The 21,886-nt window shown below is 59.0% G+C and carries 24 protein-coding genes; 17 read left to right on the top strand and 7 right to left on the bottom strand.

From position 1 onward, the window contains the following. Positions 1–151 precede the first annotated feature (151 nt). A complete protein-coding gene (locus tag PL640_RS09670; protein ID WP_142841425.1) occupies positions 152–466 on the top strand; it encodes a hypothetical protein in 315 nt (104 codons plus the stop codon). A 96-nt stretch (positions 467–562) separates the two neighbouring features. After that, positions 563–754, top strand: a complete 192-nt coding sequence (locus tag PL640_RS09665) for a Flp family type IVb pilin (RefSeq protein WP_271361676.1) — start codon at positions 563–565, stop codon at positions 752–754. An 18-nt stretch (positions 755–772) separates the two neighbouring features. Here PL640_RS09665 and PL640_RS09660 read toward each other — a convergent pair whose 3' ends face one another. After that, positions 773–1,654, bottom strand: coding sequence for a methyltransferase domain-containing protein (locus tag PL640_RS09660; RefSeq protein WP_271362087.1), 882 nt, complete (start codon positions 1,652–1,654; stop codon positions 773–775). A 143-nt stretch (positions 1,655–1,797) separates the two neighbouring features. On the opposite strand from PL640_RS09660, the gene PL640_RS09655 reads away from it, so the two are divergent. The 5 genes from PL640_RS09655 to PL640_RS09635 are packed head-to-tail and all read left to right on the top strand — an operon-like array spanning position 1,798 to position 4,792. After that, the gene (locus tag PL640_RS09655) at positions 1,798–2,589 is read left to right on the top strand and encodes a ComF family protein (RefSeq protein WP_271361675.1); all 792 of its coding nucleotides are present in this window, start codon (positions 1,798–1,800) and stop codon (positions 2,587–2,589) included. A 60-nt stretch (positions 2,590–2,649) separates the two neighbouring features. Continuing rightward, positions 2,650–2,904, top strand: coding sequence for a glutaredoxin 3 (gene grxC / locus PL640_RS09650; RefSeq protein WP_046801873.1), 255 nt, complete (start codon positions 2,650–2,652; stop codon positions 2,902–2,904). A 24-nt stretch (positions 2,905–2,928) separates the two neighbouring features. Continuing rightward, complete coding sequence (locus PL640_RS09645) at positions 2,929–3,789, top strand: carbon-nitrogen hydrolase family protein (RefSeq protein WP_271361674.1); 861 nt, start codon at positions 2,929–2,931, stop codon at positions 3,787–3,789. Then, positions 3,786–4,214, top strand: a complete 429-nt coding sequence (locus tag PL640_RS09640; RefSeq protein ID WP_271361673.1) for a DUF1178 family protein — start codon at positions 3,786–3,788, stop codon at positions 4,212–4,214. The genes PL640_RS09645 and PL640_RS09640 overlap by 4 nt, the downstream gene beginning before the upstream one ends. A gap of 8 nt (positions 4,215–4,222) precedes the next feature. Continuing rightward, positions 4,223–4,792, top strand: coding sequence for a DUF3291 domain-containing protein (locus PL640_RS09635; RefSeq protein WP_271361672.1), 570 nt, complete (start codon positions 4,223–4,225; stop codon positions 4,790–4,792). A gap of 8 nt (positions 4,793–4,800) precedes the next feature. Here PL640_RS09635 and ubiG read toward each other — a convergent pair whose 3' ends face one another. Beyond that, positions 4,801–5,547 (bottom strand): bifunctional 2-polyprenyl-6-hydroxyphenol methylase/3-demethylubiquinol 3-O-methyltransferase UbiG, encoded by a 747-nt coding sequence (gene ubiG, locus PL640_RS09630; protein ID WP_271361671.1) that lies wholly within the window; start codon positions 5,545–5,547, stop codon positions 4,801–4,803. Positions 5,548–5,804: 257 nt separating this feature from the next. Here ubiG and PL640_RS09625 point away from each other — a divergent pair, with 257 nt between their 5' ends. Next, positions 5,805–6,650, top strand: a complete 846-nt coding sequence (locus tag PL640_RS09625) for an SH3 domain-containing protein (RefSeq protein ID WP_271361670.1) — start codon at positions 5,805–5,807, stop codon at positions 6,648–6,650. 70 nt (positions 6,651–6,720) lie between these two features. Here the strand turns inward: PL640_RS09625 and PL640_RS09620 are convergent, their stop codons facing one another. Further along, positions 6,721–6,981 (bottom strand): DUF2934 domain-containing protein, encoded by a 261-nt coding sequence (locus PL640_RS09620; protein WP_153514546.1) that lies wholly within the window; start codon positions 6,979–6,981, stop codon positions 6,721–6,723. A 282-nt stretch (positions 6,982–7,263) separates the two neighbouring features. On the opposite strand from PL640_RS09620, the gene PL640_RS09615 reads away from it, so the two are divergent. The 5 genes from PL640_RS09615 (at position 7,264) to PL640_RS09595 (ending at position 12,310) form a co-directional block, all read left to right on the top strand. Then, on the top strand, positions 7,264–8,334 hold the full coding sequence (locus PL640_RS09615) for an enoyl-CoA hydratase/isomerase family protein (RefSeq protein WP_271361669.1): 1,071 nt from the start codon (positions 7,264–7,266) through the stop codon (positions 8,332–8,334). Between the two features lie 169 nt (positions 8,335–8,503). Further along, positions 8,504–9,490: a thiosulfate ABC transporter substrate-binding protein CysP gene (gene cysP, locus PL640_RS09610; RefSeq protein ID WP_142841416.1), complete on the top strand. Its 987-nt coding sequence runs from the start codon at positions 8,504–8,506 to the stop codon at positions 9,488–9,490. Positions 9,491–9,566: 76 nt separating this feature from the next. Then, positions 9,567–10,388, top strand: coding sequence for a sulfate ABC transporter permease subunit CysT (gene cysT, locus PL640_RS09605; RefSeq protein ID WP_271361668.1), 822 nt, complete (start codon positions 9,567–9,569; stop codon positions 10,386–10,388). 3 nt (positions 10,389–10,391) lie between these two features. After that, positions 10,392–11,279, top strand: coding sequence for a sulfate ABC transporter permease subunit CysW (gene cysW / locus PL640_RS09600; RefSeq protein WP_271361667.1), 888 nt, complete (start codon positions 10,392–10,394; stop codon positions 11,277–11,279). Between the two features lie 5 nt (positions 11,280–11,284). Further along, on the top strand, positions 11,285–12,310 hold the full coding sequence (locus PL640_RS09595; protein WP_271361666.1) for a sulfate/molybdate ABC transporter ATP-binding protein: 1,026 nt from the start codon (positions 11,285–11,287) through the stop codon (positions 12,308–12,310). 16 nt (positions 12,311–12,326) lie between these two features. Here the strand turns inward: PL640_RS09595 and PL640_RS09590 are convergent, their stop codons facing one another. Both PL640_RS09590 and PL640_RS09585 read right to left on the bottom strand, forming a co-directional pair. After that, positions 12,327–13,424, bottom strand: coding sequence for a DNA alkylation repair protein (locus PL640_RS09590; protein ID WP_271361665.1), 1,098 nt, complete (start codon positions 13,422–13,424; stop codon positions 12,327–12,329). 239 nt (positions 13,425–13,663) lie between these two features. Then, positions 13,664–15,100: an NAD-dependent succinate-semialdehyde dehydrogenase gene (locus PL640_RS09585; protein ID WP_269699152.1), complete on the bottom strand. Its 1,437-nt coding sequence runs from the start codon at positions 15,098–15,100 to the stop codon at positions 13,664–13,666. A 623-nt stretch (positions 15,101–15,723) separates the two neighbouring features. Between PL640_RS09585 and PL640_RS09580 the strand changes: the two genes are divergently transcribed. From PL640_RS09580 to PL640_RS09565, 4 genes are all read left to right on the top strand, one after another. Further along, complete coding sequence (locus tag PL640_RS09580; protein ID WP_142841410.1) at positions 15,724–16,230, top strand: oxidoreductase; 507 nt, start codon at positions 15,724–15,726, stop codon at positions 16,228–16,230. 9 nt (positions 16,231–16,239) lie between these two features. Then, entirely contained in the window at positions 16,240–18,174 is a 1,935-nt protein-coding gene (locus PL640_RS09575) for a putative bifunctional diguanylate cyclase/phosphodiesterase (protein ID WP_269699153.1), read from the top strand. Positions 18,175–18,334: 160 nt separating this feature from the next. After that, positions 18,335–19,030, top strand: a complete 696-nt coding sequence (locus PL640_RS09570; RefSeq protein ID WP_142841408.1) for an FkbM family methyltransferase — start codon at positions 18,335–18,337, stop codon at positions 19,028–19,030. Between the two features lie 261 nt (positions 19,031–19,291). Then, positions 19,292–20,128, top strand: coding sequence for an alpha/beta fold hydrolase (locus PL640_RS09565; protein WP_271361663.1), 837 nt, complete (start codon positions 19,292–19,294; stop codon positions 20,126–20,128). A gap of 54 nt (positions 20,129–20,182) precedes the next feature. Here the strand turns inward: PL640_RS09565 and PL640_RS09560 are convergent, their stop codons facing one another. Next, positions 20,183–21,565 (bottom strand): FGGY-family carbohydrate kinase, encoded by a 1,383-nt coding sequence (locus PL640_RS09560; protein WP_271361662.1) that lies wholly within the window; start codon positions 21,563–21,565, stop codon positions 20,183–20,185. Further along, complete coding sequence (gene rhaM / locus PL640_RS09555; RefSeq protein WP_269699156.1) at positions 21,562–21,885, bottom strand: L-rhamnose mutarotase; 324 nt, start codon at positions 21,883–21,885, stop codon at positions 21,562–21,564. The genes PL640_RS09560 and rhaM overlap by 4 nt, the downstream gene beginning before the upstream one ends. Between the last annotated feature and the right edge of the window lies 1 nt (position 21,886).

Raw genomic sequence — 21,886 nt, 5'->3', positions numbered from 1 at the left:
CCTGCCGCTTTGCGCCGTCACAGCTTCGTGAAAATGCCCTTGAAACCACGCTTTGCCGTGCCAAAACGGGGCTGCGTTAAGAGATCGTTCAGCACCCTCTGGCAGATTGTTAATCTAAAGAAGCGGTAAACTGCGCGAGACGAGGTTGGTCATGAACGAGGATTTCTGGAAGACGGTGGAAGGTCGTCACTCTTATTCCGATAAATCCCGTCGCACCGGCGTTCTAAATGTAGCGCTGCTTTTCGGCACGGCCGTTATCGCGCTTTCCCTGATCATCACCCCCATGCTTGCCGGAAAATCATCCACCCGCGTGGCACAGTTTCCCGACAATTATGACATGATCAGCACCGGCTCGATCAAGAAGACGGATACGGGCAAGACCTATTCCATCCGCCGCAGCATAACCCAGCCGATGCCGGAAATGCCCTGCGTCGTGACCGGTTATAATAACGATAGCGGTTGCTGATCGTTTACCATCATCGGTAACCGATTCCTCACACTGGTCGTCTTAAGATATATTCGATTTCAATAAAGCATAGTGCCGGCCGGCGGAATAAACCGGATGGCGGATGGGGAATATCCTGTGCTGCGTTCTTTTATCGATTTCTGCAAAAACGAAGACGGGGCTACCGCAGTCGAATACGGTCTGATCGTCGGGGTGATTTCCGCGGCACTCATCGCTGGCGCCGGCACCATCGGCAGCAACATCAACACGGTTTTCAAGTTTATCGCCGATACTTTCGCCAACAGTTGAAAGTGCTGGGGCAAGCGCTCAGGACAGTTTCACCTCGGTTGTCTTCAGCGCATCGGCCAGACGCACCTTGGCGGAGCCGGGCTTCAGCGGTTTCTGCTGGCTCTCATGCGGCGCCCAGCCCGAAACATAGATAATCGAAAAAGTCGCCCTTATCCGTCCGTCCGGATCGGAATAACGTTCGGCGTAAAGCTCCGCTGCCCGCAGGAAAAACGCGCGGTTGAGCGGTTTCCGGCTGCGGCTTGCCAGGGGATTGGCCATGCCCATGGCGCGCAGGTCGCGCATCAGCGGGAAAATCGAATCGTACCGCACCGTATAGGTTTCCGAGTCGGTGACCGGAAGCGCAAAGCCGGCGCGTTGCAATAGCGCCCCGACATCACGCACATCGGCGAAGGGAATGACGCGCGGGCTGGCACCACCGGTCAGTTCCGCCTCCGCCGTCAACAGCACGTCGCGCAGTTCATGCAAGGTGCCGCTGCCGGGAATGGCGCCGAGAAAAAGGCCATCCGGCTTCAATGCTCGCCGGATCTGGATCAGCGCGCCGGGCGTATCGTTGGTCAGATGCAGGGCAAGCGGTGAAACGACGAGATTGGCGGATGCTTCCTCAAGCGGCAGATGTTCCATGGAAGCGGCTTCGGGAATATTCCCATCCGTCGCAAAACAGTTCTCGGTCTCTATACGGCGGATTGCCTCCACCTTGCCCGTTTCAGCCAGGCGCTGCGCGGTGATGCCGGTTCCCCCATGCAGTTCGATCGCGGTCTCGAATTGGCGCTCGACGATGGCGAGCCTGTCTGCGAGTTCTTCAGCTGCCAGATCGAGAAGAAACAGGGCCTTGTCGTCACGCCGGTTCCATGCCCGGCGGCGGTTTTGTTCGATCAGGGCCTGGTCAAAGAGAATATCCATCGTCTTGCCTGCTCGGCCAATAGCGCCTTCGGGATCGGCGGGCCGTATCTTTGCTGTCATGCCCCCTGGGGCATCGTTTTCCGGTATCTGGCCGGACCATATCGCTCTCGCAAAGGCACCCGTTCGGCGCTAAAGTCAACCTCATGGGTGCTGGTGACGATCTGTTTTCGGGTTTACTGTCGAAGTCTGCCACCGTGCCGGCCGCTGCCCGTGGTCTGTTGCGCGCGGCCTTCCGCATGGTTTATCCGCCCACCTGCGCAGGCTGCAATCGCATGACGGGCGGCGAGGGGGCGTTGTGTCCCGATTGCTGGCGGGAGGTTGCCTTCATCGAACGGCCTTTCTGCGAGGTTTTGGGTATCCCCTTTTCGCGTGATCATGGCGAAGGCGTTGTCAGTGCGCAGGCCATTGCCGATCCGCCACCCTTTGATCGCCTGCGCGCCGTCGCCAGCCATGAAGGCACTGCCCGAAAGCTGGTGCATCGCCTGAAATATCAGGACCGCACCGACCTCGCCCGGTTGATGGCGCTGTGGATGCTGCGGGCAAGCGACGGAACGGTGGATGCCTGCGATTGTGTTGTGCCCGTGCCCTTGCATCGTCACCGTTTCCTGCGCCGTCGCTTCAATCAATCCGCCGAACTGGCGCGGCATCTGGCGAGGGTCGCCGGCAAACCTCTGCTTGCCGGCACGCTGTTGCGCGTGAAGCCGACAGAGCGCCAGGTAGGGCTCTCCGCTCTTGCCCGGCGGGATAATGTGCGCGGCGCTTTCTCGTTTGCGCCCGGTCGGGAAAACGATGTTCATGGCAAGCGCGTGGTGCTGGTGGACGACGTCTATACGACCGGAGCGACGGTGGGTGCGGCAAGCCGCGCCCTGCGCAAGGCAGGTGCCGCGGATGTGACAGTTTTGACCTTTGCAATGGCCATTTCCGGGCCTATATGAAGCCTTGATAACGTGAGGAAACCGTGCGTTTGATCGCACGTTTGCGAGGCTTTGAAAGACATGGCACCGGTAACGATCTATACGCGGGATTTTTGTGGTTATTGCGCGCGCGCCAAGGCGCTGCTTGACAGCAAGGGCGTTGATTATGCGGAATATAACGCGACCACAACACCGGAATACCGGCAGGAAATGATCGAGAAATCCGGCGGAACGACCTTTCCGCAAATCTTCATCAATGGCGAGCTTGTGGGCGGTTGCGATGATCTGCACGCCCTGGAGCGTGCCGGCAAACTGGACGCGATGCTGGCGGCCTGATCGGCCCGATCGACGGAGGATGTGATGAGTTTCAAGGCTGCCGCCATCCAGATGCGCTCGGGCGTTGATCCGGCGAAAAACGCCGCCGATATGGAACGGCTGGTGCGCGCCGCTGCGGCGGAAGGCGCTGTTTATGTGCAGACCCCGGAAATGACGGGCGCGATCCAGAAGGACAGACAGGCGCTTCGTGCCCAGCTGCGTGATGATGACGGCGACATCATAGTTGCGACCGCCTCCCGCCTTGCGCGCGAACTCGGTATTCATGTCCATGTCGGCTCGACGGCGATTGCCAGGCCGGATGGCAAGATTGCCAATCGCGGATTTTTCTTTGCGCCTGATGGTTCGCGCATCTGCAGCTATGACAAGATCCACATGTTCGATGTCGATCTCGACAATGGCGAAAGCTGGCGCGAAAGCGCTGCCTATGAGCCCGGCGAAGTGGCGCGTGTCGCCGAACTTCCGTTGGCGAAATTTGGCTTCGCCATCTGCTATGACGTCCGTTTCCCGCAGCTTTTCCGGGTGGAAGCGCTGGCTGGTGCCGAAGTTCTGACTGTGCCCGCCGCCTTCACCCGCCAGACGGGCGAAGCCCATTGGGAAATCCTGCTGCGCGCCCGCGCCATTGAAAACGGCGCTTTCGTCATCGCTGCGGCACAGGCCGGGGTGCATGAGGACGGACGTGAGACTTTCGGCCATTCCATCATCATCGACCCCTGGGGCAAGGTTCTGGCCATTGCTGGCGGCGGCGGGGAGGAGATCATCTTCGCCGAGATCGATACGGCGCTGGTGGCGGCCGCACGCGGAAAAATTCCCAATCTGCGCAATGCCCGCGAGTTCGGACTGGATACCGTTATTCCCCTGAAACCTGCCGGAGGTGAGGCGGCGTGATCCGTTATGCGCTGGCCTGTGAGAAAGGCCATGAGTTTGAAGGCTGGTTTGCCGGTAGCGACGATTTCGATAGTCAGTTGCAGCGCGGCTTGCTGACCTGTCCGGTCTGCAATTCCGTGCAGGTCTCCAAACTTCTGATGGCGCCGTCGGTCTCCACCGCCCGCAAGAAGGATGAACGCCAGACGCTCGCCATGGATACGGCGAAAAAGGAAGCGATTGCGAAAATCCGCGAGGCCGTCGCCAATATCCGTGCCAATGCGGAGGATGTCGGCGATAAATTCCCTGAAGAGGCCCGCAAAATCCATTATGGTGAGGCGGATGAGCGCGGCATCATCGGCAATGCCTCCGTGCAGGAAGCCAAGGCCCTGCTGGACGAGGGCATCGAAATCGCGCCGCTGCCGTCGTTACCTGACGACATAAACTGAGTTTTTCTATGCGGGTAGCAATCTATAATTTCGGAATACAGATTGCCGCCTATGATGATCCCGCCGTTGCCGGATTTGCCCGGCGCGAACCTTTGAATTTCATGGCCGCCGAACGCGCGGAAGGTTTCATCGGTCGGTCCGGCTACGAAGGCGAACCCGGACCCGCGAGCTGGGGCGTGCAGGTCTTCCCGCGTTTCCTGAAGGAAAACGGCGCGACAAGCGGTGTTTCGTCCTTTTCGCTCTGGCGCGATCTTGAATCGCTGATGGCCTATTCCTACTCCGGCGTGCATGCCGAGGCCCTGAAGCATGGACGCAACTGGAATACTCCGCAGAAATGGCCACCGCTTGTTCTATGGTGGATGGATGCTGCGGATAATCCCCTCTGGATTGATGCCGTCAGAAGGTTCGAACATCTGCACGACCATGGCCCGTCGCCACAGGCGTTCAATTTCAAGCGGCCTTTCGCGGCGAACGGAACTCCGATTGAAATCGACCGGGCCGAGGTCCGGAAGATCGCTGCAAGAAATGCTGCCGGGCAAAAGGAACTGCTGTCTGCGGTGCAGGCTATCCCAGTGTGAATGCCGATTTATGCCGGCCGTTTCGCCAGCATCATGTAGTTGACGTCCATATCCGGCGAGAGATTCCAGCGATCCTGCAGCACGTTGTAGAAGACGCCGGTGCGGTGGATGATATCCATGCCACTTGCAACCATCGGCCGCTCAAGCTCTTCCGGGCGAACCAGCTTCTCATATTGGTGGGTGCCGCGCGGCAGCCAGCGCAGCACGTTTTCGGCGGCGAAGATGGCGAGTGCCCGGGCCTTCAGCGTGCGGTTGATGGTGGCGGCAAACATCAGCCCGCCGGGGCGCACCATTTTGGCGCAGGTGGTGACGAAGAAATCGACATTGGCCACATGTTCCACAACCTCCATGTTGAGGATGACGTCGAAGGTTTCGCCTGCTTCCTGCAATTGTTCGGCGGTTACGGCGCGGTAATCGACGGTGACGCCGCTCTCATGCGCATGGGTGGAGGCGATGCCGATATTCTTCTCCGAGGGATCTGCGCCCACCACGGTGGCGCCCATGCGCGCTACGGGTTCGGAAAGCAGGCCGCCGCCGCAGCCGATATCCAGAACGCGCAGCCCCTCCAGCGGGCGATGCGCCTTCGGGTCGCGACCGAAATTCTCGCAGACGCGGTTGCGGATATATTCGAGCCGCACGGGATTGAACTTGTGCAGCGGGCGGAACTTGCCCGTCGGGCTCCACCATTCGGCAGCCATCGCGGAGAAACGATCCACTTCGCTCTGGTCGACGGTCGTCTGTGCGGTTTCGCTCATGGTTCTGCTCCATATTGCTTTTGCACTGAAGTCGGATGATTGCCCCGCGAAGTCAAGACCGACGGGCCATTCCGCTGGCAATTTGTCGGGGGCGCAATGCCGCAGGTGGAACTGATACGGCGCCTCATTTGTTTCATGCTGCGTTCATGGAGAGACGCGTATTTTCCGATCGTGGCAGTATGCGGAACGCATACTCGTCCATCGAAAAAGATGGATGCCGACAAGGGCAAAGCGGGCCTTTGCTTGAGGAGAAAGAAGTGAAGAGAAAACTGTTTGGCGCAATTGCGCTGGTGGCCATGCTCGCTGCGCCGGCACTTGCCGAAGCCGCGACGCGCGGCTTTGCCACAGCGAACGTGAATATGCGCTCCGGCCCGAGCACGGCTTACCCGGCCGTCGTCGTGATCCCGAACGGCGCACCGCTCACGGTACATGGCTGCCTGTCCGATACGCCCTGGTGTGATGTTTCCTTTGTGGCCGGTCGCGGCTGGGTTGCCGGGCGTTATATCCAAACTACCTACCGGCAGAACCGGGTCTATGTCGAGCCGCGCTACTACCGCGATCTCGGCGTGCCGATCATCACCTTCGAAGCCGGCCGGTACTGGGACCGCTATTATCGCGACCGCGATTTTTACCGCGAGCGTGATCGCTGGCGTCGCCCGTCCGGCGGTTACTGGAATGTCGCACCGCCGCCGCGCGCAGACTGGGATCGTCCGCGTCCGCGCGACGAGTGGCGTGATGGCCGCCGGGACGACTGGCGTGACGGTCGCCGGGATGACTGGCGCGACGGTCGCCGCGATGAATCACGTGATCCGCGCCAGGGCGGCGGACCGAATGATGGCCGCTGGGAGCGCCGTTATGGCGACTGGAACCAGGGCGATCGTAATCAGGGTGACAGAAATCAGGGCGACAGACCGCGCCGCGAGGACAATCGCCCCCGTGCCGAAGACGATAACCGGGACCGCAACCGCGACCGTCAGGCAAATCAGGATGAAGGCCAGCGCCGCCCCGAACGCCGCCAATGGGACGAGCAGCGCCGCGCGCCTGGCTCGGAAAACTTCCAGGGCGGTTGCCGGATTGGCGATCCGGGCTGCGACGCACGCTAAACAGACAAAGCCCGGCGAGATTTCGTCGGGCTTTTTCATTTGCTGCTTCAGATGACTATGTGGGAGGTCTTTATTTCGCGGCGGCGGCCTTGCGAGCGCGGGCTTTGGGTTTCGCCGGGGCTTCTGCATCCGGTGCTGCGGCATCAGCGGAGACGGCTTTGGGAGCTGCCTTCTTGCGCTGGGCCGGTTTCGTTGCTTCCGATGTCTTCAGAAGCGAAAATTCATGTTTTGCCTGTTCCCAATGCGCCGCATCGCGGCCGTGGGGGTGGCCTTCCTTTTCCCAGAGTGTATAGGCACGTTTGCTGATCCACTCGTTTTCCGAAACCTGCATGCTCGTCTCCCGTTGCTGTTTACAGCGCCTTTGAGAAGGCGACATTCCGCTTGGTCCGGCACACGCTCGACAGGAATCAATGCCGGCATTTCCAGGACCCATTACATGCCATGATCTTCCGGGCGTCAAGCAAACATGCTGCATTGCGAAAGCGGATACCAGGCATTTTACGCTTGGGAAAGCGGTTTAAGCGAAAGACGTTCCCATACGAGAAGATCAACGTTGCGTGATTGCGCCAGGGCCGCCAAGATGGGTGGATAACTGGCAGCGGAGGAGGCGAGATTGGAACTGGGAACCGAAGCGGAGGTGCAGGTCATCGTCGAGAAACGGCAAAGGGCCGGCATCATCAGCCTTAACCGTCCGAAAGCCATCAATAGCCTGACATTGCCGATGGTGCGTGCCCTGTTTCAGGCGCTTCAGCGTTTCGAGGAAGACCCCGGCATATCCTGCGTCGTGCTGAGGGGGGAGGGCGAAAAAGGGCTCTGTGCCGGCGGTGATGTCCGCATCATTCACGATCTCGGCAAGGCGGGTGACCCGCAGGTGCTTGATTTCTGGCGCGAAGAATTCCCGCTCAACTATCGGATCGCCCGCTTTGGTAAACCCTATGTGGCGTTGATGGATGGCATCGTCATGGGAGGCGGTGTCGGTATTTCCGCGCATGGCAGCCACCGCATCGTCACCGAGCGGACAAGGCTTGCCATGCCGGAAACGGGTATCGGCTATTTCCCGGATGTGGGCGGTTCCTGGCTTTTGCCGAAGGCGCCGGGCGTATGCGGCACGTGGCTCGGACTAACCGGCAATGCCGTTACCGCTGCCGACGCGATCTATGCCGGGTTTGCCGATTATTTCCTCCCTTCGGACCGTCTCGAAGCTCTGATGCAGGATCTGTCGCAAACGACGGATGTCGAAGGCGTGGAGGCGGCGATAGCGGCCTATGCCATCGAAGCGGGTGAAAGCGTGCTGGCTAAAAACCGGGAGGTCATCGATGCGACATTCCGTTTCGATACCGTCGAGGAGATTTTCGCAGCGCTTTCGATGCGCGATGATGCCTTTTCGCGAGAAACGCTTGAAGTTCTGCAAAAACGTTCTCCCACCAGCCTGAAATTGACACTGAAGCTTCTGCGCCTTGGCCGCGAAAGTGCGAGCCTGATCGAGTGCCTGGAGCGGGAGTTTGCCGCCGGCACCGAGATATTGCGCCAGCATGATTTTTACGAAGGCGTGCGTGCCGCCTTGGTCGACAAGGACCGCAATCCGCGCTGGCGACCGGCGCGGCCGGAGGAGGTGCGCGAGGAGGATATTTCACGCTACCTTGTTGATCATTCAGGCAACCTGTTTCCCGAGCACCGTCTTTAGTTCGACGCAAAAGAAATCCGCCTTGTCGCCATATATGAAATTATCACCTATCGAAATTTTGTTCTTTGGGTGAAATTTCCAGTTCGTGCTCCCGTAAAGCATGACTGTTTCTCGCCGCAGTTGCCTCCGCCCTCTATGTTGAGCACCATTCGATTTTCCGGGGGTATTCATGAAACGTCTTCTCATTATCGGCACTGCCATTGCCGCCCTTTTTGCAGGTGCGGCGCAGGCGCAGTCTCCGACCACCATTCTCAACGCATCTTACGATGTCGCTCGCGAGGTTTTTGCAGCCGAGAACGAGGCTTTCATCAAGCAGCACCCGGGCGTCACTGTCGATCAGTCGCATGCCGGCACCTCCAAGCAGGCGCGCGCCATTGTTGAGGGTCTGGAAGCTGATGTCGTCACTTTCAACCAGGTCACCGATGTCGACTTTCTGGTGAAGCAGGGTTTTGTCTCCGCCGACTGGCAGAAGGATTTCCCGAACGACGCTTCGCCGTTCTATTCCTTCCCGTCCTTCCTCGTGCGGGCCGGCAATCCCAAGGGCATCAAGGATTGGGACGACCTTGCCCGCGACGACGTGAAGGTCGTTTTCCCCAATCCGAAAACCTCGGGTAATGCCCGCTACACCTACCTTGCCGCCACGGCTTACGCCAAGGAGAAGTTCAACGGCGACGAGAAGAAGGTTCAGGAATTCGTCAAGAAAATCTTCGACAACACGCCGGTTTTCGACACCGGGGGCCGTGCTGCCACCACCACTTTCGTCGAGCGTGAAATCGGCGACGTGCTGATCACCTTCGAGGCCGAGACCCGTGGCATTGCCAAGCAATATGGCAAGGACAAGGTTGAAGGCGTCGTGCCTTCCGTCAGCCTGCTGGCCGAATTCCCGGTGGCGGTTGTGGACAAGGTGGTCGACAAGCGCGGTTCGCGTGAACTGGCCAAGAGCTACCTTGATTTCCTCTATACGGAAGAAGGCCAGCGCATTGCGGCGCAGTTCGGCCACCGCGTGCATGATGAAAAAGTCGTCGGCGAATTCAAGGGTGACTTTCCGGCCATTCGCCTCGTCAACGTCAATGACGTGTTCGGCGGCTGGGATAAAATCCAGAAAGAGCATTTTGCATCCGGCGCGACGCTTGATACGCTTTACGGCAGCCGCTAATCACAACGAAACGGAACTTGAAAACGACCCGGCGGGAAACTGCCGGGTCGCTTCATGATGAAATGGGGGCGGGGGTTTGAAGCGGAATGTTCTGCCGGGGCTGAAATTGTCCCTTGGCGTTACCCTGACTTACGTCGCGATCATCGTGCTCCTGCCGCTCTCGGCACTGGTGTTCAAGGCGGCAAGCCTTGGGCCGGCCGAATATTGGGCAATCATTTCTTCGCCGCGCGCCGTTGCCAGTTATCGCGTCACCGTGCTCTGCGCGCTGGCCGCCACGCTGTTCAATGTCATTTTCGGACTGGCGCTCGCCTGGGTGCTGACACGTTACCGCTTTCCCGGCTGGCGTTTCGTTGATGCCATCGTCGATCTACCCTTTGCGCTGCCCACCGCCGTCGCGGGCATTGCGCTGACGACGCTGTTTGCGGGCAATGGCTGGTTCGGTTCGCTGCTGGCACCGCTCGGCATCAAGGTGGCCTACACGCCTGTTGGCATCATGATGGCGATGGCCTTTACCAGCTTGCCCTTCATCGTCCGCACCGTGCAGCCGGTGCTGGAAGACCTCGATCCGGCGCTGGAAGAAGCGGCGCAGTCGCTTGGTGGTTCGGATCTCGAAATCTTCCGCAAGGTCATCCTGCCGCTTTTGACGCCCGCTCTTCTGGCCGGTCTGTCGCTTTCCTTCGCCCGCAGCCTCGGCGAATTCGGAGCGATCATCTTCATTGCCGGCAACCAGCCATTTTCGACTGAAATCACCGCTCTGCTGATCTTCATCCGGTTGGAAGAATATGATTATCAGGCCGCAGCCGCCATCGCCTCCGTACTGCTCATCACCGCTTTCATCATGCTTGCCGTGACCAATTACCTGCAGACGCGCGCATTGCGTTACACGGTAAGGAGCTAGGAGATGAGCGCCTTTTCCCAACACCGCAAGCCGCCGCGGGTCGGAGATGCAAACTGGGTTCGCCGCAGCCTGATCGCCTTCGTGCTGGTCATCGGCGCTTTGCTGGTTGTCGCCCCGCTGATCATCATCGGCGTCGAGGCTTTTTCGCAGGGCTGGAAGGTCTATTCCGCCACCATTACCCATCCCGACACCCGCCACGCCATTATGCTGACGGTGCTGACGGCGTTGATCGCCGTGCCCATCAATACGACCTTCGGCGTTGCGGCGGCCTGGGCGATCACCAAGTTCGATTTTCCCGGCCGGCGTTTCCTGCTGGTGCTGATCGAAATACCCTTCTCCATCTCGCCGATCGTCGCCGGTGTCGCCTATCTCTTTGTTTACGGGTTGCAGGGGCTGTTCGGGCCGTTCCTCGATGCGCACGACGTCAAGATACTGTTCGCGCTGCCCGGCATCGTCATCGCCTCGATGTTCGTCACGGCACCTTTCGTGGCGCGTGAACTCATTCCCTTGATGCAGGCGCAGGGCCGTGATCTGGAAGAGGCGGCAACTTCGCTTGGCGCATCCGGCTGGCGCACCTTCTTTTCGGTGACGCTGCCGAATATCAAATGGGCGCTGCTTTATGGTGTTGTTCTGTGCAACGCCCGCGTGATGGGTGAGTTTGGCGCGGTATCGGTCGTGTCAGGCAATATTCGCGGCCAGACCAACACGTTGCCGCTGCATATCGAACTGCTCTACCACGATTACCAGACGGCCGGCGCCTTTGCCTCGGCGTCGATCCTTGCTTTGCTCGCCGTCGTCACCATCATCGCCAAGGTGGCGCTGGAACGGCGCGGTGCCGGGCGTGGGCGCAAAAAGACCAACGGCGATGCCGCCATCGCCACGGAGACCTGATTCCCATGAAAATCCGCCTCGAAAATGTGGTGAAGACCTTCGATACCTTCCGCGCCGTGCGCGATGTCTCACTCGATATCGAAAGCGGCGAGCTTCTGGCGCTGCTCGGGCCGTCCGGCTCCGGCAAGACGACGATTTTGCGCATGGTTGCCGGTCTCGAATATAGCGATGGCGGCCGCATCCTGTTTGGGGACGAGGATGCCACCAATATTCCGGTGCGCGACCGCGGCGTCGGTTTCGTGTTCCAGCATTATGCGCTTTTCCCGCATATGACGCTGCATGAGAACATCGCCTTCGGCATGAAGGTATCAAAGGTCAAGCGTGACAAGGCGGCGATTGACGCCCGTGTCGCGGAACTTTTGAACCTCGTCAAACTCGACGGTCTGGGTGACCGTTTCCCGGCGCAGATATCCGGCGGGCAGCGGCAACGCGTGGCATTGGCGCGCGCCCTTTCGGTCGACCCGAAAGTTCTTCTGCTGGATGAGCCATTCGGCGCGCTCGACGCCAATGTGCGCCGCGACCTGCGTCGCTGGCTGCGCGAAATCCATGATGCACTCGGTATCACCACGATTTTCGTGACGCATGATCAGGAAGAGGCGCTCGATCTGGCTGACCGTGTCGTCATTCTCAACCAGGGAGAGATCGTGCAGCAGGGAACGCCGAAAGAAGTGTGCCGCCAGCCGAATAGTTCGTTCGTCATGCGTTTTCTCGGCGATGCCAACCGGGTTTCCGGCGTGGCGCGTGGCGGCAAGGTCTATGTCGGCGACAATGAACTGCCCTTCTCCTATGGACAGGGAGATGGCGCCGTCGATATCTATGCCCGTCCCGGCGATCTCGAATGGGAGGACCTGCATGAGGGCATTCCGGCTTCGGTGGCGCGGGTTCTCGACCGGGCGGGAGAGCGCCGGGTGATCGCCAGCACCGATGGCGGTGATCTCCTGGAATTCGACGTGCCGCCGGAAAATGATGTCGCCGCCGGTGATCGTGGCTCCATCATCATCCGCCGGGCAAAGATTTTCCCGGCGGCGTGAGTGACCCTCGGCAGCCTTAGAGCAGAAGCTCGAAAGAGGCCTCGGCTGCCAGCCTGCCATTGATCATGAGATCGACCTTGTGGACACCGGCATAGTGCTTGCGGGTGGTAAAGTCGCGCATGGCGCGGCTGATTGACAGCGCGCATGTCTCGCCCGGCTGAAGTTCGATCTCCTTCCACTTAAAGACCTTCGCCGAGGCGTCGCCGCTCTTCTTGACGTAATGCACGGCGTAATCGATCACCAGTTTCTGCGGGCTCTTTGCCGTGGAGGTGAAGGAGGCCGAAATCCGCACGGGATTGCCGAGGACGATCTTTTCCGGTGAGACCTGAAACGCTGCAAGCGCGATCTGCGCTTCCTCATGCGCGCCGAGATGGGAGAGTGCGGCGGCATCGCCCTTCTTGATCAGCGTACGCAAGGCTTGCCGGGTGATCCAGCGCGTATGCGGATTGTCTTTCGGCCATGTATCGATCAACGCCAGCACGAAGGCGGGATTGTCCTTGGTGATGTCGTTCAGGTGATTGGCAACGGATTTGCGTACGTAAAGCGCTTCATCGGCTTTCATGGTATCGAGGATTGCGGTTACCGGCGACGGGTCGTCGATCAGCGGCTTGAGCTGGAACGACCAGGGCAGGCGCGGCCTGCAGCCTTCGCTTGCCAGACGCCGCACATGCTCGTTCTCGTGCCGCGACCATGTTTCCATCACGGCAAGGGTGCGGGCGATATCCTTTTGCAAAAAATGACGGATGGCGAATTCCGAGGAGCCGAAGCGGGTGAAATATTGCAGCGCCTGCATGGAAAGATCGAAATCGTCGAGACCATAAAGCGCCACATATTCCGGCAGCGAAATGGATGCAAAGCCATTGCCGATGCCGGGGGCAGCAGCGGTCAGGATTTCGATGTTGCGGGCATAGTCGCCCGGCAGCGCGGCATGCAGGCTGGTCGCTACCTGCCGCATGCGCTGCATGATGCCGAGCGCGTCGAGATTTGTCGTTGCGAGTGCCATGAAGGCGGAAACATCAAACGGCGGATGCACGGCCTTGGTCTGATCGGCAATATGCCGCAATTTTTCGCGGTTGAAGATTTCCTTCAACGCCGGTGCCGCCGTGTCGCTCATATCGCCCTCAAAGTTCACTTTTTGTTCTTTTAGGGCACGATGAGGCTGGAGGCAAGCTATGGCAACTCTCGGAGGTGAGAATCTATCGAGCGACCGCGACTTTCGCCTTCTCCCCGAGGGGGAGAAGGTCGCGGCAGCGGGATGAGGGGGCAACGGCAAAGATATGCGGAGAGCTGGCCCCCTCATCTGACCCTTCAGGCTATCTTCTCCCCGGCGGGGAGAAGAGATTTTTGCGCAAATCAGCTCATCTGGCTGATGAAGCGGGTCTCCAGATAGGCCTGAACGGCTTCCGAGCCGCCTTCGGTACCGTAACCGGAATCCTTGATGCCGCCGAAGGGGACTTCGGGAAGCGCCAAGCCATTATGGTTGATGGTCAGCATGCCGGCTTCAACCTGGTGACCTAGCGCATGTGCGGTCTTGACCGAACCGGTGAAGGCGTAAGATGCAAGACCAAAGGGCAGGCGGTTGGCTTCGGCAACCGCATCGTCGAAGCTCGAGAAGCGGTTGATGATTGCGACCGGGCCGAAGGGCTCGTCATTCATGATCTTGGCGCTGGTCGGCACGTTGGCGAGAACCGTCGGTTCGAAGAAATTGCCCTTGTTACCGATGCGGCGGCCGCCGGTCTTCAATTCGCCGCCATGGGAAACCGCGTCGCTGATGAGGCCTTCCAGCGCCGGAATACGCCGCTCATTGGCGAGCGGACCCATGATGACGCCGTCTTCCAGACCATTGCCGACCTTGACCGCCTTGGCGGCTTCCACGAAACCTTCAAGGAAACGGTCCGCAACGCCGTCCTGCACGAGGAAGCGGGTGGGGGCCACGCAGACCTGTCCGGCATTGCGGAACTTCGAAAGCGAAGTCACCTCAATCGCTTTTTCGATATCGGCGTCGTTGAAAATCATCACGGGCGCATGGCCGCCGAGTTCCATCGTGGCGCGCTTCATGTGCTTGCCGGCCAGTGCCGCGAGGTGCTTGCCGATCGGAGTGGAGCCGGTGAAGGAAATCTTGCGGATGATCGGATGCGGGATCAGATATTCCGAAATCTCTGATGGGACGCCGTAAACGAGACCGATAACGCCCGCCGGTACGCCGGCATCCACGAAAGCGCGGATGAGTTCCGCCGGCGATGCCGGGGTTTCCTCCGGCGCCTTGACGATGATGGAGCAGCCGGTGGCGAGCGCTGCGGAAAGCTTGCGGACGATCTGGTTGATCGGGAAGTTCCACGGCGTAAACGCTGCAACGGGACCGACCGGCAGCTTGATGGCAAGCTGCGAAACGCCGGCCGCACGCGCGGGAATGACCTGGCCATAGGTGCGGCGGGCTTCTTCGGCGAACCAGTCGATGGTATCGGCGGCGCCCATGATTTCGGTACCGGATTGCGCCAGCGGCTTGCCCTGCTCGCGCGTCATCATATAGGCGATCTTGTCCTTGCGCTCGCGCAGGATGTCCGCGGCCTTGCGCATGATCTTCGAACGCTCGAAGGGCGAGGTGTCGCGCCACACCTTGAAACCGCGGTCAGCGGCGGCAAGTGCCAGATCGAGGTCTTCCTTCTCTGCATGGGCGATCGCGCCGATGATCTCGTCGGTTGCCGGATCGGACACGGCGATCGTCTTGCCGGAAACGGCGTCTCGCCATTCGCCATCAATGAGAAGTTTGATGTCGGGATAGGTGTGCATAGGGGCTACCTTCATGATGCGGCCAATACGGCAGATGCCGTCCGGCCCGGAGACGTGAACAGAATTTTCCTGGCCGGACGATATCCGGCATCGCGGCTTTCGCTGCGCGGAACGTGTGTCTGGACATTTCCGGCGGGGATTCTGGAGTTGCCGGAAACGGAAACGACAGCCTTTATATTAAGTTCCGCGCGGTATGTTTCAACCGTCGGCTCTGGCAAAGACGATGATTTTTCTGTGACGTGGAACTTGTCTTTTGTCATTTATGTTTAGCATGCAAGTCGATGCCGGGTTTTCGGTCGCAACCTCCGGTTTGCGCGAATCACATGTTTCCGTATGTGGCCAGGAAAGCCCCCGTTACGATTTGGCCTTCGTTCCGCCGGAGGAATTTGGTGTGGCGGCATGAGCGGGCTTTGCCTGCGTCATAACAGTGCGCGAAACGTAAAAAAGTACAAATAAGACGGAAAAATTATCCAAAGGGTTTACTCAAAACCTAGAGAAAATACGGATAAAATCTCAGTGAGGATATAACATACTTTCCTGATATATATTGCGGACGTCGGTTCCCTTGACCATCAGCGGTTGGCGAAAACCTTCGACCTGAACGTTATCGATGGAGAAAAAGTATGAGTTTCGCCCGGGTACTTCTCAGCGCGTTCTTGTCGCTCGTGTGGCTTTCCTGTGCCCAAGCGGGGACAATTGCCAAACCGCAAGGAAAGCCGATATTAACCATATCCGGCAAGATCACCAATACGAATGCCGATGGTGCTGCGCAGTTCGATCGCGACATGCTGGAGGCGCTTGGCATGGTGACGGTGGAGACGACGACGCCATGGCACGATGGTCGCGTCCGTTTCGATGGTGTTTCGCTGGAAAAATTGATGGAGGTCGTCGGTGCGACGGGCACCAGCATCACGGCGGTAGCTCTTAATGATTATGTCAGCACGATACCGGTTGAGGATTTTAAGAAATTTAACGTTATTCTGGCGATCAAACTGGATGGCAACTACATGACAGTTCGAGAAAAGGGTCCGTTGTTCGTCATCTACCCCTATGACAGCGACCCGGAATTACAGAAGCAGACCTATTATTCGCGGTCCGCGTGGCAAGTCGCCAAATTGATAGTGGAATAAAGGTGCCGTTTGCGAAAACTTGTGGCGGTGATCATCTGTTGCTTCGTCCTGGCAACGGGCTATATCGCTTTCGTCATTGCCGAGCGGCAAACCGCTTTGCAGAAGTTCGCCCGCTATAATGATTCGTGGGCCGTCAGCCAGACCGTGGCGGAATATCTTCGCCTTCAGAACAAGCTTGCCGTATTCGCGCTAAGCCCCGGCAAGCTTGACCGGGACGAATTGCAGCTGCGTCTGGACATCATGCTCAGCCGCCTGGAGCTTTTGAAACAGGGCAATCTGGGGGCTTTCATCCATGAAAAGCAGCAGTGGCGAGATCTGGTAACCCAGCTTGATGCCGTTCTGGCGCGACTGGAACAGCAGATTAACAGTCTGGAACCGGCGGATGTTCCGGATCTGCTTTCGGCCATGAGCGCGCTTGATGCGCCGATGACGACACTGGCCTCGTCATCAGTGGCCTATGACGTTAATCTCATCGATACGGCCCATGAGGATGTGCGCAAGCTGCACATCGTCTATACCGCGTTGGCGGGTGGCCTCATCCTCTGCGGTATCGCGCTCGTCATATTGCTGCTTCGTCAGAACGACCTTCTGAATCGTGCACAGAAAAGCATGCGCGGCCTGACGGACGATCTGCGCGCCGCAACGCTGGAGCTGCAGGCGAAAAACGTGCGGCTGGAGCATGACGCCTATCACGACGCGCTGACCGGACTGCCCAACCGGTCCCTGTTCCGCCAGGAATTGATCGAGAGATTGCGCCGATCCTTCGGCGGTACCGGAACGACGGCGATCCTTCTGCTTGATCTCGACGGGTTCAAGGACGTCAACGATACGCTTGGCCACGATGCCGGTGATGCGCTGCTTCAGGCCGTGGCGCAGCGGCTTTCGGCCATCAGCGGCGACTACGACATGGTATGCCGGCTGGGCGGCGACGAATTTGCCGTGGTTTCCGATGATCTTAACGAGGACACGGCCCGCCGCCTTGCCTCCAAGCTCATCGACCAGATCAGCCGCACCTACCAGCTTGGCGTGCAGGAGGTCAAAATCGGCACCTGCATCGGCATCGCCATATCGCATGGCACAGTCGATGCGGATGAATTGTTCAAGCGCGCCGATCTGGCGCTTTATGAGGCGAAAGCCATCGGTCCGGGCCGGGCGAGTGTTTTCAAGGTCCGTATGCAGAAGCAGCTGACCGAAAAGAAATCCTTCGAGGCCGATCTGCAGACGGCGCTGCAGAACGATGAAATGGAAGTCTATTACCAGCCGCAGGTGGCAACGCAGACACGCAAGCTCTGCGGCTTCGAGGCACTTCTGCGCTGGAAGCATCCCGTGCGGGGGGATGTACCACCCAGCGTGTTCATTCCCGTTGCGGAACGAACCGGCCTTATCCATTCGCTCGGAAAATGGGTGATGGAGACCGCCTGCCGCGAGGCGATGGGCTGGGACGAGGACATGAAAGTGGCGGTAAACCTGTCACCGGTTCAGTTTCACAGCACCAACCTCATCCAGAACGTCATGGGTGCTCTTGAAAAAAGCGGGCTGGAGCCGAGCCGGCTTGAGCTTGAGATCACCGAATCGATCCTGCTGAACAAGAGCGACCAGACGATCAATACGCTGACCCGGCTGAAGGATGTCGGCATCAAGATCGCCATGGATGATTTTGGCACAGGCTATTCCTCGCTTGCGAATTTGCGTGGCGTTCCCTTCGACAAGATCAAGATCGACCGGTCCTTCCTGCGCGATATCACCAGCGACCGTGATGCGCTGGCGATCGTCGAATTTGTGGTCGGGGTGGGCCGTAGTCTGCGGATGACCACGATTGCCGAAGGCATCGAGACGGAAGAGCAATATGAGTGCGTCCGACGTCTGGGTTGCGATCAGGTACAGGGTTATCTGATCAGCAGGCCGCTGCCAGCCAAGGAACTGGTGTTCTGGAGTTCCGTCTGAAATCCCCTTTTCGCATCACCGCAAGCGTATCGAAATTTTAACCGGATGCATCGGTTCCTGCTAAAACCGATACCGGTTGCTGCACCGATGCTGTAGAGCATTCCGGTCGATACGGGATCGTTCTGGTGAAACGACCGGGTTTTGCGAAAAGGCTTGAGACATGGAAATACTGGACGTGCATGGAGTTGCCCTGCCTCTTTCTTCCGATGAGGTATCGCCCGTCATCTGGCAGGCGCTGACCGACGGCAGCTATGAGGCGAAAGAGGCCCGCAGCGTCCTGAAAGCCATCAAGCCCGGCGACCGCGTGCTGGAACTGGGGTCCGGCATCGGCATCATCACCTCCATCATTGCCGGCATTGACGATGTTTCGGTGTGGGCTTTCGAGGCAAATCCTTCGACGGCGGCGCTGGCAGAGCGGGTGCTCAAGGCCAATTGCCGCGGCAATGTCGTGTTTTCGCAGGGGCTTCTCACCGCCGATGCGCCGAGCACCTATCCTTTCTACGTCCGCAAGGATCTCTGGATGTCCTCCATGGACGAAAATCAGGGGCCTTATGAACAGCGCATCGAAATCTCTTCCGAAAATATCGATGAATTTATTGCCGGCCACGGCATTACTGCCCTCGTGATGGATATTGAAGGCGCCGAACGTGACCTGCTTGGCAGGGCCGATCTTGCCGGCGTCGAGCGGATATTCGTCGAGCTGCATGACCATCTTTATGGCCTTGCCGGGGTTCGCGATATCATGCAGGCGCTGACGGCCAAGGGCTATGCCTATGATCCGCGCGGTTCCCGCGGACCTTGTGTGTTGTTTTCCAAGGATGACAGCCCGAGGGAATACGATCCCGAGGTGGATTGAAGACGAGGGTCGCCCCAGTAGGTGATTGAATTCACGGAACCGTCTGCCTATCCTCTCGTTCTCACTGCAGAGTGAGGGCGCGGAGCGGTTCGATGCGTGTGCAGCCAGGCGGATCGAAAAGATAATTTCATAAACAGCAATTCATTACCAATTATTGTTGCAATTGTCGCAACCGTTGTCCTGCGTCATCATCCCTCCATCAAACCGGCGCACAACTGACACCGCACCGGAAGATGCCAACGCAACCGAAGGAGAATGATCATGGGCTTTGTAAAGACGACAGACGGAACCGAAATCTTCTACAAGGACTGGGGCCCGAAGGATGCCCAGCCCATCATGTTTCACCACGGCTGGCCGCTCTCTTCCGATGATTGGGATGCGCAGATGCTGTTCTTCCTTTCCAAGGGTTTTCGCGTCGTCGCCCATGACCGCCGAGGCCATGGCCGGTCTGCCCAGGTTGCCGAAGGTCACGACATGGATCATTACGCCGCCGACGCCTTTGCCGTCGCCGAGGCGCTCGACCTGAAGAATGCCGTCCATATCGGCCACTCCACCGGCGGCGGCGAAGTTGCCCGTTATGTTGCCAAACATGGCGAACCCGCCGGCCGCGTTGCCAAGGCCGTGCTCGTTTCCGCCGTGCCACCGCTGATGCTCAAGACCGCGGAAAACCCCGAAGGCCTGCCGATGGAGGTTTTTGACGGCTTCCGCTCGGCGCTTGCCGCAAATCGCGCGCAGTTCTTCCGCGATGTGCCGTCCGGCCCGTTCTACGGTTTCAACCGTGATGGTGCGACCGCTCAGGAAGGTGTGATCCAGAACTGGTGGCGGCAGGGCATGATGGGTGGCGCAAAGGCCCACTACGATGGCATCAAGGCCTTCTCCGAAACCGACCAGACGGAAGACCTGAAGGCGATCAGCGTGCCGACACTGGTGCTGCACGGCGAAGACGACCAGATCGTGCCGATTGCCGACTCCGCGCTGAAATCGGTAAAGCTCTTGAAAAACGGCACGCTGAAGACCTATCCCGGTTTCTCGCACGGCATGCTGACCATCAACGCCGATGTGCTCAACGCCGATCTTCTGGCCTTCATCAAGGGCTGATCTTAAGACGAAACGAAATGCGGCTTCATTCGAGGCCGCATTTCGTATTTTGCGTCAACCCAGACGCGCGAGCCAGTCGCTACGATATGGACCAAGCCCGGCAATGCTATCAGGAGCGAAATGACGCTCCCGGCCGGCAAGCGGCCTTATGCCGGTGAGGAGTGCGGCGCCCGCGCTGGTGCCCGTGGAGCCGCCGACGGCGATCACCTCCGTATCTGCAAAACCCGCCAGCGCCTTGAGATAAAGCGCATTGCTGGCAAATGGGCCTTCAACCAGCACCGGGCCTTTTCGCCCGATCAGCGAAAGACTGAACTCCGTCATAAGCGCGAGATAAAGGGATGCTGCCGCGTGCCGTTCCGCGACCGTGGCGTTTTCGTCATTGATCCAGCGCGCCGTTTTGCCGGGGAAGGGGCCGGAACCGCCGACGACGCTGGGTAACAGCATCATGCCCCTAGCCAGCACACTACCAAGTGTGGCCTCGATCTCGCCGTCCGGCGCAGGCCCGAATTGCTGCCTCAGCATTTCATATTCCCTGCCGCCCATAAAACGGGAGGAAGGAACGGGGCGTCCGAGAGCATCGACATTCAACAGCGTGTCACGGGCGGGGTCCAGCGCGTCCACTATGCCGCCGATGGCGAAATTCACCACCCATGTGCCGGTCGAGACGACCGAAAAATCGCCCTGCCGGCGCAACAGATGCGGCAGAAGCGATGCGTTGGAATCGTGGATACCGCAATAGACCGGAATATCCGGCGAAAGGCCCGTTTCCTGCGCCAGTGACCTGCGAACCGGCCCGAGCACATCGAAAGCGGAACGCACCGGCGCCATCAATTGCCCGATGCCGAGACGATGGACCAGCGAGGAGAAGGTTTTCCGCCGAGGGTTCCAGAGGTCAGTGTGGCAACCGAGGGACGTCGTTTCGGTCGCGTGAACGCCGGTCAGCCGCCCCGCCCAATATTGCGCATAAGTGACGATGCTGCGTACCCTGGCGAAGTCATCTGGAAAGGCCGCTTTCTGGAAATGGATTTGCGCGCCAAGGTTCAGGCCGACGGGAAGCGAAGGCGAACCGGTTTCGGCAAAATCGGGCCGGATGCCGAGATAGGCCTCCTGAATAGCAAGTGGGTAGCTGTGCTCATAGTCGAGCACCGGCATGGCAAGATCGCCGTTCTCATCGAGAAGGGCAGCCGCTGCGCCATGGGTGGTGATGGAAATCGCGTCGAAGCCCGGTTCCTCGCCAAACCGCTGCAGAGAGGCGAGAATGAAGCTCCAGAGCATCTCCACATCGTAATGTGGATAAATTCCGTCACGGAGGACGGGGTTTGTCCGCCTGTCGCTAGCAATCTCTTCTCCACTGCCGGTGTCGATGACGACGACCTTGGCATTGGTTTTGCCGATATCGATGACTGCGATGCGGCCGGGCTTGATGCTGTCGCTCATGGCAGATGGAACACCGGCACGAGGTCTTTCGCCACAGGTGAATTGTCGGCGTTACTTTCCATGATATCTGCCATATGCGCCCACCATTTCTTCATCACGGCATGCTCGGGCAATGCCGCCATGCCGTGGTTTTTGGGACGCGTGAGAACGCCGAACAGGATGTTCGTTTCCGGGTCGAGATGGATGGAGTAATCGCTCACGCCGGCTTCATGCAGCAGCGTCACCAGTTCCGGCCATATTTCGTCATGGCGTTTTTTGTATTCGGCCTGCTTGCCAGCATGGAGCTTCATCTTGAAGGCGTGTTTTTCGAATTCCGGCATG

Source organism: Agrobacterium sp. ST15.16.024, from assembly GCF_027956545.1.
In the GTDB taxonomy this organism is placed as follows: domain Bacteria; phylum Pseudomonadota; class Alphaproteobacteria; order Rhizobiales; family Rhizobiaceae; genus Agrobacterium; species Agrobacterium cucumeris.
This window is presented reverse-complemented; position numbering and strand designations above follow the sequence as displayed.

Excerpts from the sequence above, each read along its gene's own strand:
- PL640_RS09670 (WP_142841425.1), top strand. The coding sequence starts at position 152 with ATGAACGAGGATTTCTGGAAGACGGTGGAAGGTCGTCACTCTTATTCC.
- PL640_RS09665 (WP_271361676.1), top strand. The coding sequence starts at position 563 with ATGGCGGATGGGGAATATCCTGTGCTGCGTTCTTTTATCGATTTCTGC.
- PL640_RS09660 (WP_271362087.1), bottom strand. The coding sequence starts at position 1,654 with ATGGATATTCTCTTTGACCAGGCCCTGATCGAACAAAACCGCCGCCGG.
- PL640_RS09655 (WP_271361675.1), top strand. The coding sequence starts at position 1,798 with ATGGGTGCTGGTGACGATCTGTTTTCGGGTTTACTGTCGAAGTCTGCC.
- grxC (WP_046801873.1), top strand. The coding sequence starts at position 2,650 with ATGGCACCGGTAACGATCTATACGCGGGATTTTTGTGGTTATTGCGCG.
- PL640_RS09645 (WP_271361674.1), top strand. The coding sequence starts at position 2,929 with ATGAGTTTCAAGGCTGCCGCCATCCAGATGCGCTCGGGCGTTGATCCG.
- PL640_RS09635 (WP_271361672.1), top strand. The coding sequence starts at position 4,223 with ATGCGGGTAGCAATCTATAATTTCGGAATACAGATTGCCGCCTATGAT.
- ubiG (WP_271361671.1), bottom strand. The coding sequence starts at position 5,547 with ATGAGCGAAACCGCACAGACGACCGTCGACCAGAGCGAAGTGGATCGT.
- PL640_RS09620 (WP_153514546.1), bottom strand. The coding sequence starts at position 6,981 with ATGCAGGTTTCGGAAAACGAGTGGATCAGCAAACGTGCCTATACACTC.
- cysP (WP_142841416.1), top strand. The coding sequence starts at position 8,504 with ATGAAACGTCTTCTCATTATCGGCACTGCCATTGCCGCCCTTTTTGCA.
- cysW (WP_271361667.1), top strand. The coding sequence starts at position 10,392 with ATGAGCGCCTTTTCCCAACACCGCAAGCCGCCGCGGGTCGGAGATGCA.
- PL640_RS09595 (WP_271361666.1), top strand. The coding sequence starts at position 11,285 with ATGAAAATCCGCCTCGAAAATGTGGTGAAGACCTTCGATACCTTCCGC.
- PL640_RS09590 (WP_271361665.1), bottom strand. The coding sequence starts at position 13,424 with ATGAGCGACACGGCGGCACCGGCGTTGAAGGAAATCTTCAACCGCGAA.
- PL640_RS09585 (WP_269699152.1), bottom strand. The coding sequence starts at position 15,100 with ATGCACACCTATCCCGACATCAAACTTCTCATTGATGGCGAATGGCGA.
- PL640_RS09580 (WP_142841410.1), top strand. The coding sequence starts at position 15,724 with ATGAGTTTCGCCCGGGTACTTCTCAGCGCGTTCTTGTCGCTCGTGTGG.
- PL640_RS09570 (WP_142841408.1), top strand. The coding sequence starts at position 18,335 with ATGGAAATACTGGACGTGCATGGAGTTGCCCTGCCTCTTTCTTCCGAT.
- PL640_RS09565 (WP_271361663.1), top strand. The coding sequence starts at position 19,292 with ATGGGCTTTGTAAAGACGACAGACGGAACCGAAATCTTCTACAAGGAC.
- PL640_RS09560 (WP_271361662.1), bottom strand. The coding sequence starts at position 21,565 with ATGAGCGACAGCATCAAGCCCGGCCGCATCGCAGTCATCGATATCGGC.
- rhaM (WP_269699156.1), bottom strand. The coding sequence starts at position 21,885 with ATGCCGGAATTCGAAAAACACGCCTTCAAGATGAAGCTCCATGCTGGC.